Origin of the sequence: Amycolatopsis sp. NPDC049159 (genome assembly GCF_040648295.1) — a bacterium.
GTDB classification, from domain to species: domain Bacteria; phylum Actinomycetota; class Actinomycetes; order Mycobacteriales; family Pseudonocardiaceae; genus Amycolatopsis; species Amycolatopsis pretoriensis_A.
This window is the reverse complement of record NZ_JBEZDL010000003.1, coordinates 15871-31505: the sequence shown is the minus strand read 5'-3', so window position 1 is coordinate 31505 and position 15635 is coordinate 15871. Positions and strand designations below refer to the sequence as shown.

General features: G+C 71.3%; 13 protein-coding genes and 2 tRNA genes. 5 read left to right on the top strand and 10 right to left on the bottom strand.

Translation table 11 applies throughout. The annotated features are described in order from the left end of the window. The first annotated feature begins 4 nt into the window (after positions 1-4). Both AB0B33_RS06185 and AB0B33_RS06180 read left to right on the top strand, forming a co-directional pair. On the top strand, positions 5-1048 hold the full coding sequence (locus tag AB0B33_RS06185; RefSeq protein WP_360767548.1) for a tetratricopeptide repeat protein: 1044 nt from the start codon (positions 5-7) through the stop codon (positions 1046-1048). A 38-nt stretch (positions 1049-1086) separates the two neighbouring features. Next, positions 1087-1548, top strand: a complete 462-nt coding sequence (locus AB0B33_RS06180; RefSeq protein ID WP_360767545.1) for a hydrogenase maturation protease — start codon at positions 1087-1089, stop codon at positions 1546-1548. Here AB0B33_RS06180 and AB0B33_RS06175 read toward each other — a convergent pair whose 3' ends face one another. Then, positions 1549-2451 (bottom strand): LysR family transcriptional regulator, encoded by a 903-nt coding sequence (locus AB0B33_RS06175; protein ID WP_247015719.1) that lies wholly within the window; start codon positions 2449-2451, stop codon positions 1549-1551. Between the two features lie 87 nt (positions 2452-2538). On the opposite strand from AB0B33_RS06175, the gene AB0B33_RS06170 reads away from it, so the two are divergent. Next, complete coding sequence (locus AB0B33_RS06170; RefSeq protein ID WP_247015721.1) at positions 2539-3840, top strand: aspartate aminotransferase family protein; 1302 nt, start codon at positions 2539-2541, stop codon at positions 3838-3840. A 60-nt stretch (positions 3841-3900) separates the two neighbouring features. Here AB0B33_RS06170 and AB0B33_RS06165 read toward each other — a convergent pair whose 3' ends face one another. Together AB0B33_RS06165 and AB0B33_RS06160 are read right to left on the bottom strand one after the other, a co-directional pair. Then, complete coding sequence (locus AB0B33_RS06165) at positions 3901-5259, bottom strand: cellulose binding domain-containing protein (RefSeq protein WP_360767540.1); 1359 nt, start codon at positions 5257-5259, stop codon at positions 3901-3903. After that, positions 5256-6887, bottom strand: coding sequence for a glycosyl hydrolase family 18 protein (locus AB0B33_RS06160; protein WP_247015725.1), 1632 nt, complete (start codon positions 6885-6887; stop codon positions 5256-5258). The genes AB0B33_RS06165 and AB0B33_RS06160 overlap by 4 nt, the downstream gene beginning before the upstream one ends. Positions 6888-7715: 828 nt before the next feature. Between AB0B33_RS06160 and AB0B33_RS06155 the strand changes: the two genes are divergently transcribed. Together AB0B33_RS06155 and AB0B33_RS06150 are read left to right on the top strand one after the other, a co-directional pair. Further along, the gene (locus AB0B33_RS06155; protein WP_360767537.1) at positions 7716-7916 is read left to right on the top strand and encodes a hypothetical protein; all 201 of its coding nucleotides are present in this window, start codon (positions 7716-7718) and stop codon (positions 7914-7916) included. Positions 7917-7925: 9 nt separating this feature from the next. Then, positions 7926-9083 carry a hypothetical protein gene (locus tag AB0B33_RS06150; protein ID WP_360767534.1) on the top strand — a complete coding sequence of 386 codons (1158 nt, stop codon included), beginning with the start codon at positions 7926-7928 and terminating at the stop codon, positions 9081-9083. A gap of 5 nt (positions 9084-9088) precedes the next feature. On the opposite strand, the gene AB0B33_RS06145 is transcribed toward AB0B33_RS06150, so the two are convergent. From AB0B33_RS06145 to AB0B33_RS06115, 7 genes are all read right to left on the bottom strand, one after another. Then, a complete protein-coding gene (locus AB0B33_RS06145) occupies positions 9089-9754 on the bottom strand; it encodes a DUF4097 family beta strand repeat-containing protein (RefSeq protein WP_360767531.1) in 666 nt (221 codons plus the stop codon). Positions 9755-9847: 93 nt separating this feature from the next. Next, positions 9848-10843, bottom strand: coding sequence for a HEAT repeat domain-containing protein (locus AB0B33_RS06140; protein ID WP_360767529.1), 996 nt, complete (start codon positions 10841-10843; stop codon positions 9848-9850). Continuing rightward, a complete protein-coding gene (locus AB0B33_RS06135; RefSeq protein ID WP_360767526.1) occupies positions 10837-11475 on the bottom strand; it encodes a HEAT repeat domain-containing protein in 639 nt (212 codons plus the stop codon). The genes AB0B33_RS06140 and AB0B33_RS06135 overlap by 7 nt, the downstream gene beginning before the upstream one ends. Positions 11476-11594: 119 nt before the next feature. Next, a tRNA-Arg gene (locus tag AB0B33_RS06130) sits at positions 11595-11668 on the bottom strand. A 46-nt stretch (positions 11669-11714) separates the two neighbouring features. After that, a tRNA-Ser gene (locus AB0B33_RS06125) sits at positions 11715-11804 on the bottom strand. A 65-nt stretch (positions 11805-11869) separates the two neighbouring features. Beyond that, the gene (locus AB0B33_RS06120) at positions 11870-13585 is read right to left on the bottom strand and encodes a phosphatidylglycerol lysyltransferase domain-containing protein (RefSeq protein WP_360767523.1); all 1716 of its coding nucleotides are present in this window, start codon (positions 13583-13585) and stop codon (positions 11870-11872) included. A gap of 37 nt (positions 13586-13622) precedes the next feature. Continuing rightward, positions 13623-15602, bottom strand: coding sequence for an acetoacetate--CoA ligase (locus tag AB0B33_RS06115; protein ID WP_360767520.1), 1980 nt, complete (start codon positions 15600-15602; stop codon positions 13623-13625). Positions 15603-15635 lie beyond the last annotated feature (33 nt).

Sequence of the window (15635 nt, the reverse complement as noted above, 5' to 3'; positions counted from 1 at the left end):
GCCGATGCCCGGTCGGCTCAAGAAGTTCGACGAGTTCTTCCAGCGCAAAGCCGCTGAAGGCGGCAACGTCGTCGCCATGGCCAGGATGGGCTCGGCCCTGCGCGAACGCGGGGAGCTCGCCGAGGCCGAGACCTGGTTCCGCAAGGCGGCCATGGGCGGCGACCGCGTCTCCATGACGTCGCTGGCCCACCTGCTGGCCGAGCGCGGCGCCCAGGAAGAGGCCGAACGCTGGTACCACGAAGCGGCGCTGGCCGGCGATCCCCACGGGATGCTGAACCTCGCCCGCTCCTACGAGCGGGCGGGCAAGCGTGCCGAGGCCCAGCACTGGTACGGCGAGGCCGCCCGCACCGGCGACCTGCCCTCGATCACCGCGCTCGGCCACCTGCTCCGTGAGCAGGGCCGGGGCGAGGAGGCCGAGTCGTGGCTGCGGCAGGCCGCCGACGCCGGCGCCACCAGCGCGATGATCGACCTGGGCATCGTGCTGCGCGACCGCGGCCAGGCCGCGGAGGCCGCCCGCTGGTGGCGCTCGGCCGTGCTGGCCGGCGACCTCGCGGCCACCTGCCAGCTCGGCAGGCAGGCCGAACGGCTCGGCCGGCCCGGCGACGCCGAAGCGTGGTACCGCCAGGGCGCGACCGGCGGCAACGGCGAAGCGATCGTCCGGCTCGGCCTGCTCCTGCACCGCCGCGGCGACCTCGAGGAGGCGGAGAGCTGGTACCTCGACGCCGCCGAGCGCGGCGACCCGGCGGCGATGACGAACCTCGGCGTGCTGGCCCGCAACCGCGGCGACGAGGGCGAAGCCGCGGCCTGGTACCGCAAGGCGGCCGAGCACGGCAGCGTCCCGGCGCTCACCAACCTCGGCCACCTCGCCGAGCACCGCGAAGACTTCGCCGACGCCGAGCAGTGGTTCCGCCGCGCGGCCCAGACCGGCGACGTCCAGGGCATGCTGAGCCTGGCCCGGATGCTGCGCTCGCGCGGCGCCGCCAACGAGGCCGAGCAGTGGCTCGCCCGCGCGGAGAACGTCCAGGACGACCGGGAGCACCGCGTCTGACTATTGTGTGAGCCAATTCACAGTTCTAGCCTGGAGCGATGAGGCCACGAGTCCTGGTCGCGAGCATCGGCAACATCTTCCTGAGTGATGACGGCTTCGGCGTCGAAGTGCTGAAGGAGCTCGACCGGGCGGGCCTGCCACCGTGGGTGCAGATCGCGGACTACGACATCGCGACCGTCCACCTGGCCTACGACCTGACCGGCGGCTACGACACGACGATCCTCCTGGACGCCACCCCGCACGGCCGCCCACCGGGCACGCTGTCCCTCACCGAGGACATCGACGCCCACGCCCTCCGTGGCGACGCGATCGTCCAGCTGCTCCGCCTCCTGGGCGGCGACGCGGGCCGCGTCCTGGTGCTGGGCTGCGAACCGGCGTGCGTCGACGGCGGCCTCGGCCTGTCCCCGGCGGTCGAAGCCGCGGTCCCGGCCGCGGTGCGCGCGGTGACCGAGCTGGCGTGGGGCGCGAGCCCGGAGCTGCCGGTGCGGACCGAGGTCTGATCACTTCCCGGCCCATTCCGCCAGGTCCGGCAGGTCCGGCGGCTGCCGGAGCGCGTCGAGGACGACGTTCACCCCCGCGCGCAACGGTGTTCCGCGCCGGACCACCGCCGCGATCGTGCGGGTGACCGGGGTCGAGAGCTCGCGGGTCGCCACCCGGTAGCGGCGGTCCACCGCCAGGCCCGGCAGGAGCGCGATCGACAGCCCGGCCTCGACGTGCTGCAGCGTCATCAGGTAGTTGCTGAAGCGGCACACCACCCGCGGCTCGAAACCCGATTCGCGGCACAGGCGCAGGGTCAGGTTCGCCATGTACGACTGCGGCACGTCCAGCGCCCACGCCGCGTCCGCGTAGGCCGACAGCACCGCCGGGCCGCGGGGTGCTTCCGGCGGCGTGACCAGCACGATCGGGTCCGTCGCCAGCGGCACGATGTCGAGGTCCGGGCCCAGCGGCTGCTCGACGAAGTCGGTCGTGGTGATGATGACGTCGGCGTCGCCGCCGCGCAGGGCCGGGATGCTCTCGTGCGGCTCCAGCTCCAGCAGCTGGACCTCGAGGTGCGGGTGCGCCAGCCGGGTCACCGCCGGCACGGCGAGGGTGTGGATCGCGCTCTGGAACGCGCCGAGCCGGACCAGGCCCGCGGGTTCGCCGCCGAGGCTGCGCAGCTCCGCTTCGACTGTGTCCATGTGGTCGAGGATCGCCCGCGCGCGGCGGGCCAGCACCAGCCCGGCGGGCGTGAGCCGGACCCGGCGGCCGGTGCGTTCCAGCAGCTGGGTGCGGGTTTCCGCTTCGAGCACGGCGAGCTGCTGCGACACGCTCGACGCGCTCAGGTTGGCGTCCTGCGCCACCGCGCGGACCGTGCCCAGGGTGTCGAGCCTGCTCAGCAGCTTCAGGCGCCACGGGTTCAGCATGCCGCCATTGTTGTGCGGGAAAACCGAACACCCAAGCCGGAATCGTGAGATGGACGTGACGCTCGGCGCGGACCTACCGTCGAAGCCATGGCCGCACCCTTCTGGGACGACGCCGACCGGCACCTCGTGCGGTACGGCGGCACGTTCACCCGCGAAATCATCGACCACGCCGAGGGCAGCTTCGTCTTCACCGAAGACGGCCGCCGCCTCCTCGACTTCACGTCCGGCCAGATGAGCGCGATCCTCGGGCACTCGCACCCGGAGATCGTCGAGACCGTCCGGCGGCAGGTCGCGAAGCTGGACCACCTGTTCAGCGGCATGCTGAGCCGCCCGGTCGTCGACCTCGCGCGGCGCCTCGCCGAGACGTTGCCGGCGCCGCTGGAGAAGGCGTTGCTGCTGACCACCGGCGCCGAGTCGAACGAGGCCGCCGTCCGGATGGCGAAGCTCGTCACCGGCAAGCACGAGATCGTCTCGTTCGCGCGTTCGTGGCACGGCATGACCCAGGCCGCGGCGAGCGCGACGTACAGCGCCGGCCGTCGCGGGTACGGCCCCGCCGCCCCCGGCAACTTCGCCATCCCCGCGCCCGACTCCTACCGCCCGGACTTCACCGACGCCGACGGCAACCTGGACTGGCGGCGGCAGCTGGACTTCGGCTTCGAGCTGATCGACGCGCAGTCGGTCGGCAGCCTGGCCGCGTTCCTGGCCGAGCCGATCCTGAGCTCCGGCGGCATCATCGAGCCGCCGCCCGGCTACTTCGCCGCGCTGGCCGGGAAGTGCCGTGAACGCGGCATGCTGCTGATCCTCGACGAAGCCCAGACGGGCCTCTGCCGCACCGGCGACTGGTACGCGTTCGAGCGCGACGGCGTCGTCCCCGACATCCTGACGCTTTCCAAGACCCTCGGCGCGGGCCTGCCGCTGGCCGCGGTGCTGACGAGCGCGGAGATCGAGCGGGAGGCGCACGACCGCGGCTTCCTCTTCTTCACCACGCACGTCTCGGACCCGCTCCCGGCGGCGGTCGGCAACACGGTCTTGGACGTGCTGGCCCGCGACCGCCTCGACGCACGGGCGCTCGAGCTGGGCGGGGTGCTGCGCCGGGGACTCGAGGAGCTCGCGTCCCGCCACGAGGTGATCGGCGACATCCGCGGCCGCGGCCTGCTGGCCGGGCTGGAACTGGTGGTGGACCGGGAAACCAAGCGGAGTTCGGACGAGCTGGGCGCCCGCGTCACGAGCCGGTGCCTCGAACTCGGGCTGCACATGAACATCGTGCAGCTGCCGGGGATGGGCGGGGTGTTCCGGATCGCCCCGCCGCTGACGGCGTCCGAAGAGGAGATTTCCCTGGGGGTGTCGATCCTCGACCAGGCGATCGGGGACGCCGTCAAGACCCTCTGAACGGCGAAGGCCTCCTTGCCGGCCCGGGGAGCCGGCAAGGAGGCCTCGTTCACGACGGCGTCAGAAGCCCGCCGTCACCTTCGTGAAGTCCCAGTCGTTCTGGGCGATGCCGCTGCACGCCGCCTGGACGCCGCCGCCCGGGCAGCCGCGGTCGCGGTTGACCGACCAGAACGCCAGGCGCCCGATCTTGTTCGTCTTGGCCCAGTTCGTGATCTGGGTCCAAGTCGAGAGATCGGTGAGCTCCTGCTGGTCCGACAGGCCGTTCATGCCCGAGATGCCGAGGTGGCCGTACGCCGTGGCGTCGCTCCACCCGAACGTCGACTTCAGCTTGTCGCGCAAGCCGTTCGCCGCGTTCACCGTGCTCTGGTACATGTTCGAGCCGCCGCCGAAGTCGAACGGCATGATCGTGTAGACGTCCACGTTCGCGCCGAGGGCCTTCGACTGGTCGATGAGCCGGTTCCCGTAGAAGTTGGGGCCGGTCGTCGACGTGCCGAACGTCAGGATGGTCTGCACGCCCGGGTTGTTCTGCTTGACGATCTTCAGCGCGCCCAGGATCCGGTCCTGCACGGCCTCGTTCTCGAACTCGTCGGAGTTCTCGATGTCGATGTCGATCGCCTTCAGCCCGTACGCGTTGATCACCTGCTGGTACGCACCCGCCAGCGCGGCCGGCGTCGAGCAGTTCGGGCCCAGCTTGTTGCCGCTCCAGCCGCCGAACGACGGGACGACCTGGCCGCCCGCCGCCTTGATCTGCGCGATCGCGTTCGCGTCCGCGCTGCCCGAAAGCGGACGGCTGCTGTCCCACGCCGGGTTGCAGCCACCGGAGGCGTTGATGAACGCCATGGTGAACCACTTGACCCCGGTCGCGTTCATCACCGTCTGCGGGTTCGGCGGGTTGCCCCAGCCCATGTACAGGTAGGGCGCGCCCTTGCCACCGGTGCCCGGCGGCGGCGTGGTCGTGGGCGGGGGCGTCGTCACAGGCGGCGTTGTCGGCGGGGTCGTGGTCGGGGGTGTACCCCCGGCGGAGCACGAACCGCCGTTCAGCTTGCAGTTCGACGGCGCCGTGTACGAACCCGAGTACGTCACGTTGAAGCCGAAGCTCGCGCTACCGCCGTTGCCGACGTTGCCGTTCCACGAGTTCTTCACCGTGACGTGCTGGCCGGACGCGGTGTAGCTGCCGTCCCACAGCGACGAGATCTTCGCGCCGCTCGGGAGGTCGAACTCGACGGTCCAGCTCGGCAACGCCGAGCCCGAGCCGTTGGCGATCGTGTACTTGCCTTCGTACCCGGTGCCCCAGTCGGAGCCCTTGGTGAAGGTCGCGGACACCCCGCCCGCCGCGTTCGCCGGGGCGATCACGAACATCGCGCCGATCGTGGCGGCCGCGGCCGCCAGCCCGAGCGCGGGCAACCACCGGCGGGTCACGACAGGCCGTTCTTCATCGCGGTGATGAGCTCGCCGCCCGTGGTGTCCCCGGTCAGCTCCCAGAAGAAGGCGCCGCCGAGACCCTGCTGCTTGGCGTAGGACATCTTCCCGCCGATGGTCGCGGGGGTGTCGTAGCTCCACCAGTTGCTGCCGCACTTCGCGTACGCGGTGCCGGCGAAGGTGCCGGTCGACGGGCAGGTGTTCTTCAGGACCTTGTAGTCCTCGATGCCCGCTTCGTACGTCCCTGGCGCGGCGCCGGTCGCGGTGCCACCCGGGGCGTCCTGCGTGACGCCGGTCCAGCCACGGCCGTAGAAGCCGATGCCCAGCAGCAGCTTGCTCGACGGGACGCCCTTGCTCTTCAGCTTCTGGATCGCCGCGTCGGAGTAGAAGCCCTGCGTCGGGATGCCGTTGAAGTTGGTCAGCGGCGAGTGCGGGGCCGTCGGGCCCTGCGCCGCCCACGCGCCGAAGTAGTCGTAGGTCATCACGTTGTACCAGTCGACGTACTGCGCGGCGCCACCGTAGTCGGCGACGTCGAGCTTGCCGCCGTTGCTGCCGTCGGCGGTGATCGCCGAGGTGATGAGGAACGACGAGCCGAACTTCGTCCGCAGCGCGCCCATCAGGTTCTTGTAGGCCGCGGCACCGCTGGTGTCACAGGAGAGGCCGCACGCGTTGGGGTACTCCCAGTCGATGTCGATGCCGTCCCAGATGTCCGCCCAGCGCGGGTCCTTGAGCAGGTTGTAGCAGGACTGCGCGAACGCGGCCGCGTTCTGCGAGGCCTGGCCGAAGCCGCCGGAGTAGGTCCAGCCGCCGAACGACCAGATGATCTTGAGGCCCGGGTGCAGCTTCTTCAGCTTGCGCAGCTGGTTGAAGTTGCCCGCGACCGGCTGGTCCCAGGTGTCGGCGACGCCGTCCACGCTGCCCGCGGCGTCGTAGGTCTTCTGGTAGTCGGCGTACGGGTCGTCGTTGGCGGTGCACTGCCCGTTCTTGACGTTGCCGAACGCGTAGTTGATGTGGGTCAGCTTGTTCGCCGAACCCGAAGTCTCGATGTTCTTGACGTGGTAGTTGCGCCCGTAGACGCCCCACTGCACGAAGTAGCCGACGTTCTTCAGCCCGCCCGGCTGCGGCGGCGTGGTCGTCGTCGGCGGGGTGGTGGGCGTGGTCGGGGTGGTGGGGTTGGTGGTCGGCTGCGTCGGGGTCGTCGGCGTGGTGGTCGGGTTGCCACCGCCGGCGTCGCAGGAACCGCCGTTGAGCTTGCAGCCGGTGGGCGCCGAGTAGGTGCCGGAGTAGCTGACGTTGAAGCCGAAGCTGGCGGTCGAGCCGTTGCCGACGTTGCCGTTCCAGCCGTTCTTGACGGTGACGTGCTGGCCGGACGCGGTGTAGCTGCCGTCCCAGAGGGAGGCGATCTTCGCACCGGACGGGAGGTCGAACTCGACCGTCCAGCTGGGCAGCGTCGCGCCGGAGCCGTTGCTGATCGTGTACTTGCCTTCGTACCCGGAGCCCCAGTCGGACCCCTTGGTGAAGCTCGCGCCCACGCCACCGGCGGCGCTCGCCGGCACGGTGACGAGACCGACCGCGATCGCGCCGACCGCGGTGAACAGACCGAGGAGGTGCCATCTCTTTCTGGACATTGCTCTCCCTTGAGCCAGGTGCTTCGGCGGCGGACACCAACACCGACGGCGGGGACCAGGCCGGTGTTTTGCGCCGTTTGCGAAGACGGTACGTGGTCCAGACCAATTATGGAAGAACAACTACGTACCGTGCTCGACGGAGGGTGACCAGTCGAGTCATCGGCGTGTTCAGTGGTCCAGTCCAGTTACGGATAGTCGACGTGCACGCGACACGAACGCGGTCCGTCAGCACGCAGGACACGAAGAGTGAGAGGGGCCTTCCAGGCCGTAGGCGGTACGCGCCGCCGCTGCAACAGCCACGCGCACCGCCTGGATCCGGTCGCTCGCCTAGGCCAGACGCCGTCCCGGGGTGACCCGCGGCGCGGCCGTCCTCGCGGGACGATCTTCGCCGCCTACCGGGTCAAGCACCACTATCAGTCAAAACCCCAGCTCAGGGCAAGTTTGTGCACGCGTTGTGCATCTCACTCGCACAACGGTGCACCAGCTCCCGGCGGCAGAACCGCAGGCCGGGGGATCCGGGGATCGTCGCCGCGGCTCCTTGTGCACCCGCGGCCGCCGGGGGTGGACGGCGCCCTGTGCACCCCGTTCCCGGCGGTGGAAACTGCACATTCGTGCACGCCGGCGGCCGCGGCCCGCGCGGCCGGAAACGGCGTGGATCAAGCCGGTGCACAATGTGGCACGCTGAGTGGCTCCCATCGGAGCGCACGGCGTCATAGAGTGACCGCAATCCCGCTTCGGCCGGCTTTTCCCAGTGGCTGCAACCACGCGTTGGGCACTTCGGCCGAAGCGGTTGTCATTGCTCGCCTAGGCCACGCCGAAAGGAAGCTGATGCACTTCACCCACCCCTCCACGTTCGACTTGCTGTCACGCAAAGGCGGGCCGGCCCCGGGGAGAATCTGGCCGGGTGCCCTGTTCCTGGTGCTGCTGATGGTGTTCAGCGTCGTGATGACGATGCTGGGCAACCCCGGTGGCGCGAGCGTGGGTTACGCGGTCGCGCTCGGCACGACCGCCGCCCGCCTCGCCAAGTGAGGCGGACCGATGGACGAACTCACCTCCACGACCGATTTCCCCGACGAAGAGGAATTCAGCACTGCGAGAACCGAAGCCGACTACATGCGGGTCCTGCGGAAACTGCAGATCCACGCCGCCCTCAACCACAACCAGACGGCGCAGAACTGGGCCAAGCGCTACCCACGGACCGCCGTTTCCCGCACCCGCGCCTACCAGTTGCTGCGCGGGGAGAAACTGCCGAAGGTCAACCAGCTCAAGGAGCTGCTGACCGTCATCGTCAGCGCCTACGAAACGCGGCCCAGCGCGGTGCAGCGCACGGTGACGCTCTACCACGAGCCGGGGGTCCGGCTCCTGCAGCAACGGGAACAGCAGCGCGCCGAGGAGCGGAAACGGAAGCAGCGGGCCGTCGAACCGCCCGTCTCCGCCGATGAAGACGACCAGCCGCTCACCGGTCCCCCGGCACGCGTGCGCGGCGACGCGGTGCCGGAGCTCCTGAAGGGGTTCGGCCCGGTCCGGTCCCCGGGCGACGACACGCCGACCGTCATCGACGCCGACGGCGTCTTCCGGACCGCGTCCTGGATCGACGAGTTCGAAGCCGCGCCCGGGTTCCCGGACCAGCGGAGCGACTACACGGAGGAGCTCGAAGCCGGCACCCGCGCCGAGCCGGAGCGGGCCGGACCCGCCCGCCGGCGTCCCCGGTGGCTCTTCGTCCCCGTCGGACTCGTCGTGGCCGTTTGCGTCGCGGTCGCCGCGATCCTGCTCCTGAACTCGGGCACCGGGTGGACCGGGCAGTCGCTGAAGCCGGTGACCGGCACCCCGGTGACCGAAAACTGCACGATCACGCCGGTGTGCGGCGCGGGCCAGCACTCCGGGTGGACGTGGAGCAAGCTGGGCCGCACCGCCGACGTCACCACGACGTTCACCGGCGACGCGCTGGGCGGCCGCGTGCTCGGCAAGAAACTGACCCGCGGTCCGGGCTGCCCCGGCGCGATCGTGTCCTGGTCCGTCGTGGCCGCCGGCACCGTCGTCACCCGCGGCTACCTGGGCTCGACGGCCGACAGCACGACGTTCGGCATCCAGCTCGACCCCGCGGTCACCATGGTCGCCGTCAAGCTCACCCGCGTCGACGCCGGGAACGACTGCGCGGTCGACGTCACGTGGGAGGACAGCATCGGCGATCAGTGAACGGTTCAAAGGCCGCGCGCGGTGATGTCGCCGACCGCGGTGGTCGCGTGGATCGTCAGCCGGGGTGCCCCATCGCCGTTCTTCAGGGAGTTGTGGATGCGGCCCTGGGACGTGCCCGCGTCCAACACGGCCGGCACCCCCGCCGCGGCGCCGATCTCGACGTCGCCCGCCTCGGTGCGCAGGACCACCGTGCCGCTGGTGGCTTCGATGACGCGGATGTCGCCCTTGCTCGTGCGGAGCCGCGCGTCGCCGGTCAGGCGGCCGAGCGAGATGTCACCGTCGCGGGTGGTGAGGTGCGCCGTGGTGGCTTCGTCGAGGTCGATCGAGCCCTGCTCGGTCTTGACGACGACGTCGCCGAGACGGCCGACCGCCAGGAACTCGGTGCCGGCGGCCGTCAGCTCGACGCGGGAACCCGCGGGGAGGCCGACCGTCACGTCGATCGCGCCGGACGGGCCGAAGTACTGGTTCTTCGCCGGGGCCGCGATCCGCAGGACGCCGTCGCCGTAGTCGACGGTGGTCTGCTCCGCGGCCTTCGCGTCGCGGCTCTTGGCCGCGTCCGCGGGGCGGATCTCGACCGTGGTGTCGGCCCGGTCGGCGGCGACGAACCGGATGCGCCCGGCGGGGACGGTCAGGACGGCGGAAATCGGGGCGGGGGTGGGGAACGTGGTCATGGCGGTGGTCTCCTGAGCGATCGTGTTCTCTTCGGTGTGAGAACCACGATCGACGGTGGCGCTGACACCGCGTGGCCACCGCGCTGACGCGGCTCAGTCAGCGGGCCGCGCATCGAGGAGGGCCGAGGCAACGAGGGCGACCGTCGGGTCCTCGTCGCCGGCCAGCCGCCCGAGGAGGTCCCGCGCGCCGGCGCCCGGCAGCTCGGCGAGGGCCTGCGCCAGGCGGATCCGGACGGCGGGCGCGGCGGCGAGCTCGACGGCCAGCGCGGCCAGGATCCGTTCGCCGCAGGCGGGGTCCAGCGAAAGCGTCCCGAGCACCTCGGACGCCTCGACGTCGTTCGTGCCCTCGGCCACCATCCCGACGAGCACCGGCACGGCGGCCGTCACGCCGCGCCGCCCGGCGGCCAGGGCCGCGCGCCGGCGCACGTCCGGGTCCGGGTCGTCGAGCGCGCCGGTGAGCACCGCGGTCGCTTCGTCGCCGGGCAGCGAAGCGACCGCCAGCACCGCGCGGCGCCGGACGTCGGCGTCGGGCGAACGGGCCCCGGCCGCCACGCCCGCCAAGCCGTCACCGCCCGCCCGCGCCAGCGCCCACCGCAGGGCGCCGGCGACGTTCGGGTCGCGTTCGGCGAGGACGGCCTTCACCAGCAGCTCGGCGGGCAGCGGCACGTCGTCGGCCGGCGCCAGGACGGCCTGCTGCCGGCTCGCGGGACTGGGCGAATCCAGGCCGTGCAGGAGTTCGACGACGCGCAGGACGCCCTCCCAGCCGAAGGGCGCCGACGCGTCGATCGCCCGGAGCCGGTCGAGGAGCTCCTGGTCCCGCTTCAGCCGTTCTTCGGTCCGCCGGACCAGGTCACCGACCAAAGTGGACGGTGTGAAGGCGGGGTCCGCGAGCGCGCGGCCGACCTGCCGCAGCGACAACCCCAGCGAGCGCAGGCCTTCCACGTGGAAGATCCGGCGGATGTCCGCTTCGGAGTATTCGCGGTAGCCGCCGACCGTGCGCCCGGTCGGCCGCACCAGCCCGAGGGAGTCGTAGTGCCGCAGCATCCGCGAACTCACCCCGGACCGGCGGGCCACCTCACCGATCAGCACGCCGTTCCCCCGGCGCGTTCCGGCCCGAGCGCGACGATCCGCTTCGCCTCGTCGACACCGAGGTCGAACCCGGCGTCCGGGTCGCGCAGCAGCCGCCGCGTGGCCCGGGCGTGCGCCCGCACCGCCGGGTCCGGGCTCGCCAGCCCGGGCCCCAGCGCCGCCTCGTCCCCGAGCTCGACGAGCGCCCGGCTGAGGCTCAGCCGCATGGCCCGGTCCCCGCGGCCGAGCTGCGCGGCCAGGTCCACCGCGAGTTCCTCCCGCTCATCGGCGGGCACGAGCACGACGGCGGCCCGCCACGCACTCCGCGCGACCTCTTCGTCGGCGTCGTGCAGCAACGCCCGCGTGATCGACGGCCACGCCGAGCGGTCGCCGATCTTGGAAAGCGTGTGCAGCGCCTGGCTCCGGGCCTGCGGCACACCGGACCGCAGCTCCCCGAGCAGCTTCGGCACGGTGACGCCGACCGGGAGGCGGGTGAGCGCCCAGGTGAGCATGTCCCGCACGAAGAAGTCCGGCTCGACGGCGCACCGGTGGACGAGCGCGCCGGCCAGCGCCGGGTCCGCCTGCGTGCCTGCGGCGAGCGCGGCCTGCAGCCGCGCCGACGAGTTCGCCGCGCTCAGCTGTTTCGGGTCCATGGTGACCACCTCCTCCCCGCAGTGAAGAGGTTGTCACAGTGTGAAGGTCAAGCAAGTTCGCGGAAATAGAAAAAAGACCCCCTCTTGCGAGGGGGCCTTTTCGCTGTCTCAACCAGACGTGCGCCCGAAGGGATTCGAACCCCTGACCTTCTGATCCGTAGTCAGATGCTCTATCCAGCTGAGCTACGGGCGCGTGTTCAGTTGTTCTCTAACCTAGCACCCGGCGAACCGGGTACCAGCGGAGGCTCCGGGATTTGAACCCGGGAGGGGGGGTTACCCCCAACCGCATTAGCAGTGCGGCGCCATAGACCAGACTAGGCGAAGCCTCCTGGGCCCAACGACCACTGCTCAGATAGGTTACACACCCCCCGATCACCCCGGAAAGGCACCCCCCTCAGGCGCGACGCAGCAGCCTGAGCAGGCGCGGAGAGCGTCCGCCGAGGCCTTCCGCCTCGAACGTCGCGATGCCGACGCGCGGCAGTTCGCGGACGCCCGGGTAGACCAGGTACCGCGGGACCCAGCGCGGCTGGAACTTCGCGTTGAAGCGGTACAGCGTTTCGATCTGGATCCAGCGCGAGAAGAAGTGCAGGACCCTCGCCGCCGTCTTCGCGACCGGGCCCGCGCCGATGCGCTGGCCCTGTTCCATCAGGGCGCGGAACGCCGCGAAGTTCAGGGACACCTGTGTGACGCCGTGGCGACCGGCGGCCAGGAGGAGTTCCGAGATCATCAGCTCGTTGACGCCGTTGTCGGCCGTGCGGTCGCGGCGCATCACGTCGAGCGACAAGCCCGTCGCGCCCCACGGGACGAACTGGAGGACGCCGCGGACCCGGCCGCCCTGCTCGGCCGTCACCAGGACCGACGTCGGGTCGCCCATGCGGCCCAAGGCCATCGAGAAGCCGCGCTCGGTGTCCGTGCCGCGCCAGTTCGCGGCCAGGGCGGCCAGCTCGTCCAGTTCGCCGAAGCGCAGGTCTTCGGCTCGCCGCACCAGCACCTTGTAGCCCGCGCGCTTCGTGCGGGCCGCCGCCTGGCGGACGCCGCGCATGGTGCGGCCCTCCAGGGTGAAGCCGTCGACGTCGACGACGGCTTCGTCGCCGATCTCCAGCACCTCCAGGCCGAAGCGGGCCCAGACCGTCGCGCCCAGCTCCGAAACGCCCATCGCCGCCGGAACCCAGCCGCCCGTGCGGCACACCTCCAGGTACTCCTCGATCGCGCCCGGCCAGGCCTCGTGGTCGCCCAGCGGGTCCGCCGAACACAGCGCGACCCCGGCGATCACGCGGTAGGTGACCGCCGCCTTGCCCGTGCGCGAGAACACCGCGAACTTGTCCCGCCGCAACGCGAAGTAGCCGAGGGAGTCCCGCTCGCCGTGCTCGTCCAGCAGCTTGCGCAGGCGGGCGACCTCCTCGTCGCTCAGCCTCGGCGCGGGCTCGGCCGAGCGCAGCAGGAAGTACGCCGAGACCAGGACCGCGGCCAGGCCGAACAGCAGGCCGACGGCGGCGGTCAGGTCCTCCAGCCACATCTGGTGGAACACCGCGGGCCCGCTGGCGCCGACGAGCGCGAGCGCGGCCTCCGCCAGCCGGTCCGGGAAGCTCATCGGCTCCAGCACCGCGTGCGAGGCCACCGACAGCAGGATGACGTTGATCACGAACCCGGCCAGCACCAGCTGCAGGAACACGCGCACCGCGCGCCAGCGCCCGACCACCGGGTCCGGCTTCGCGACGAAGTAGCGCCGGCTCGCGATCAGGCCCACCAGCAGCACGACCGACACCAGGCCGGCGCCGAAGACGTGCCGCAGCCCGAGGTGCGACACCGTGAGCAGCACCGTCGCGCCGACCGCGAGCTGCCAGGCCCGGCGCTTGCGGCGCCGCAGCCCGGCGGCCAGCAGCACCAGCAGCACGCCCGTGACCAACGCCACGGTCGCCGCCGCGACCGTCGCCTCCTGCGGCAGCTCCAGCCATTCCGACAGCCGCCCGCGCAGGTTCCGGCGCCCGGCCGGGACCAGGACCGACACGAGCGTCATCAGTCCGGCCAGCCGGGTCACCCAGGTGATCACCCCCACGGTGGTGGCCCCCGCCACCCGCCAGGTGGTCTGCGCGCGTGTCCCCGTCACCACCTGTGCAACCCGTTGCGGCCGATCATGCTTCCCCCATCTACCCCCCGGCGAGCTCCACGAACGGCGTCAGCGCCGCCGGGTTGGCCAGCGCGTCGCGGCTGACGGCCCGGTCGGGAGCCACACCGGCGAGGATCTTCTTCACCGGTACCTCGCACTTCTTACCGTTCAAGGTACGAGGTATCTCGGAAACCACCACGAACCGATCGGGTACATGGCGTGGTGACAGTGCGCTGCGGAGCTCCTTCTTGAGCCGCGGCTCGATCGCTTCGAGTTCGACACCGTCGGCGAGGACGACGAAGCAGATCAGCTGCCCGTCCTCGTTGCCGGCCGCCGAGGTGTCCACGACCAGGGAATCCGCGATCTCGTCGTAGCCCTCGACGACCCGGTAGAACTCCGCCGTGCCCATCCGGACGCCGCCGCGGTTGAGCGTCGAGTCGCTGCGGCCGTAGATGACCGCCGAGCCGCGATCCGTCATCCGGATCCAGTCGCCGTGGCGCCACAACCCCGGGTACATCTCGAAGTACGCCTCACGCAGGCGCGAGCCGTCCGGGTCGTTCCAGAAGAACACCGGCATCGACGGCATCGGCTTGGTGATGACCAGCTCGCCGACCTCCTCGACGACGGCGTTGCCCGCCTCGTCGAACGCGTTGACCGCGGCCCCCAGCGCCGGGCAGGACAGCTCGCCGAGCCAGACCGGGACGTCGGGGGCGGACGCGACGAACGCCGCGCACAGGTCGGTGCCGCCGGAGACCGAGCAGATCTGAACCTTCTTCCCGACCTCGTCCACGATCCACCGGAAGCCCTCGACGCTCAGCGGCGCGCCGGTGGAGCCCAGCGCGCGCAACGCCGTCAGGTCGTAGCGCTCGGCCGGCTTGACGCCCTTCTTGAGGCAGCTCTGGATGTACGGCGCCGACGTGCCGAAGTAGGTGACGCGGTGCTGCTCGGCCAGGTGCCAGAGCGCGTTCAGGTCCGGGTAGCCCGGGTTGCCGTCGTAGAGCACGATCGTCGTGCCGACCAGCAGGCCGGAGACGAGGAAGTTCCACATCATCCAGCCGGTGGTGCTGAACCAGAAGAACCGGTCGCCCGGCCCGAGGTCCGTCTGCAGCGCGAGGGCCTTGAGGTGCTCGAGGGTGATGCCGCCGTGGCCGTGCACGATCCCCTTCGGCAGGCCCGTGGTGCCCGAGGAGTAGAGCACCCACAGCGGGTGCGCGAACTCGACCGGCTCGAACAGCAGGGGTGCGCCCTCGTGCTTCGCGAGCAGCTCCGCCCAGTCGCGGGTGCCGTCCAGCCGCCCTTCGCCGACGTACTCGACGAGCACGGTCGCGGCCAGCGACGGCAGCTTCGCCCGCAGCTCGTCGACCGTCGTGCGGATGTCGAACTGGCGGCCGTTGTACGCGTAGGCGTTGACGGCGAAGAACAGCTTGGGCTCGATCTGCACGAACCGGTCCGCGACCGCGCGGACGCCGAAGTCCGGCGAGCACGACGACCAGATCGCGCCGATGCTCGCCGCGGCGAGGAACGCGACCAGCGTCTGCGGGCAGTTCGGCGCCAGCGCGACGACCCGGTCGCCCTTGCCGACGCCGAGCTCGAGGAACGCCGCACGGGCCGCCGCGACCTGCGCGCGGAGCTCGCCGTAGGTCAGCTGGCTCGCGAAGCCGTCCTCGCGGTGGAAGATCACCGCCGTCTCGGCGTCGCCCTTGGCCGCGCCCGCGACCCCGGGGGTCAGCGCGTGTTCGGCGTAGTTCAGCGTGCCGCCCTCGAACCAGACGGCGTCCGGCATCCCGCCCGAGAGCACGTCACCCGGCTGGTCGTGCCAGCGCACGCCGAGGAAGTCCGCGACCGCCGCCCAGAAGTCCGGACCGCGCTCCACGGAGTACTCGTGCAGCGAGCGGTAGTCGTCCACCTCGACCGCGCGCTTGGCGCGCAGCCACTGGCGGAAGGCTTCGATCTTGGTGTCGGCAACGTGGCCCGGCTCGGGGCGCCAGAGGACCTCGGGGGCGTCGGCGGTGTGCGTCACGACCCGAGCCTAATCCCTCGGATCGGGAAGTCA

Excerpts from the sequence above, each read along its gene's own strand:
- AB0B33_RS06185 (WP_360767548.1), top strand. The coding sequence starts at position 5 with ATGCCCGGTCGGCTCAAGAAGTTCGACGAGTTCTTCCAGCGCAAAGCC.
- AB0B33_RS06180 (WP_360767545.1), top strand. The coding sequence starts at position 1,087 with ATGAGGCCACGAGTCCTGGTCGCGAGCATCGGCAACATCTTCCTGAGT.
- AB0B33_RS06175 (WP_247015719.1), bottom strand. The coding sequence starts at position 2,451 with ATGCTGAACCCGTGGCGCCTGAAGCTGCTGAGCAGGCTCGACACCCTG.
- AB0B33_RS06170 (WP_247015721.1), top strand. The coding sequence starts at position 2,539 with ATGGCCGCACCCTTCTGGGACGACGCCGACCGGCACCTCGTGCGGTAC.
- AB0B33_RS06160 (WP_247015725.1), bottom strand. The coding sequence starts at position 6,887 with ATGTCCAGAAAGAGATGGCACCTCCTCGGTCTGTTCACCGCGGTCGGC.
- AB0B33_RS06155 (WP_360767537.1), top strand. The coding sequence starts at position 7,716 with ATGCACTTCACCCACCCCTCCACGTTCGACTTGCTGTCACGCAAAGGC.
- AB0B33_RS06150 (WP_360767534.1), top strand. The coding sequence starts at position 7,926 with ATGGACGAACTCACCTCCACGACCGATTTCCCCGACGAAGAGGAATTC.
- AB0B33_RS06145 (WP_360767531.1), bottom strand. The coding sequence starts at position 9,754 with ATGACCACGTTCCCCACCCCCGCCCCGATTTCCGCCGTCCTGACCGTC.
- AB0B33_RS06135 (WP_360767526.1), bottom strand. The coding sequence starts at position 11,475 with ATGGACCCGAAACAGCTGAGCGCGGCGAACTCGTCGGCGCGGCTGCAG.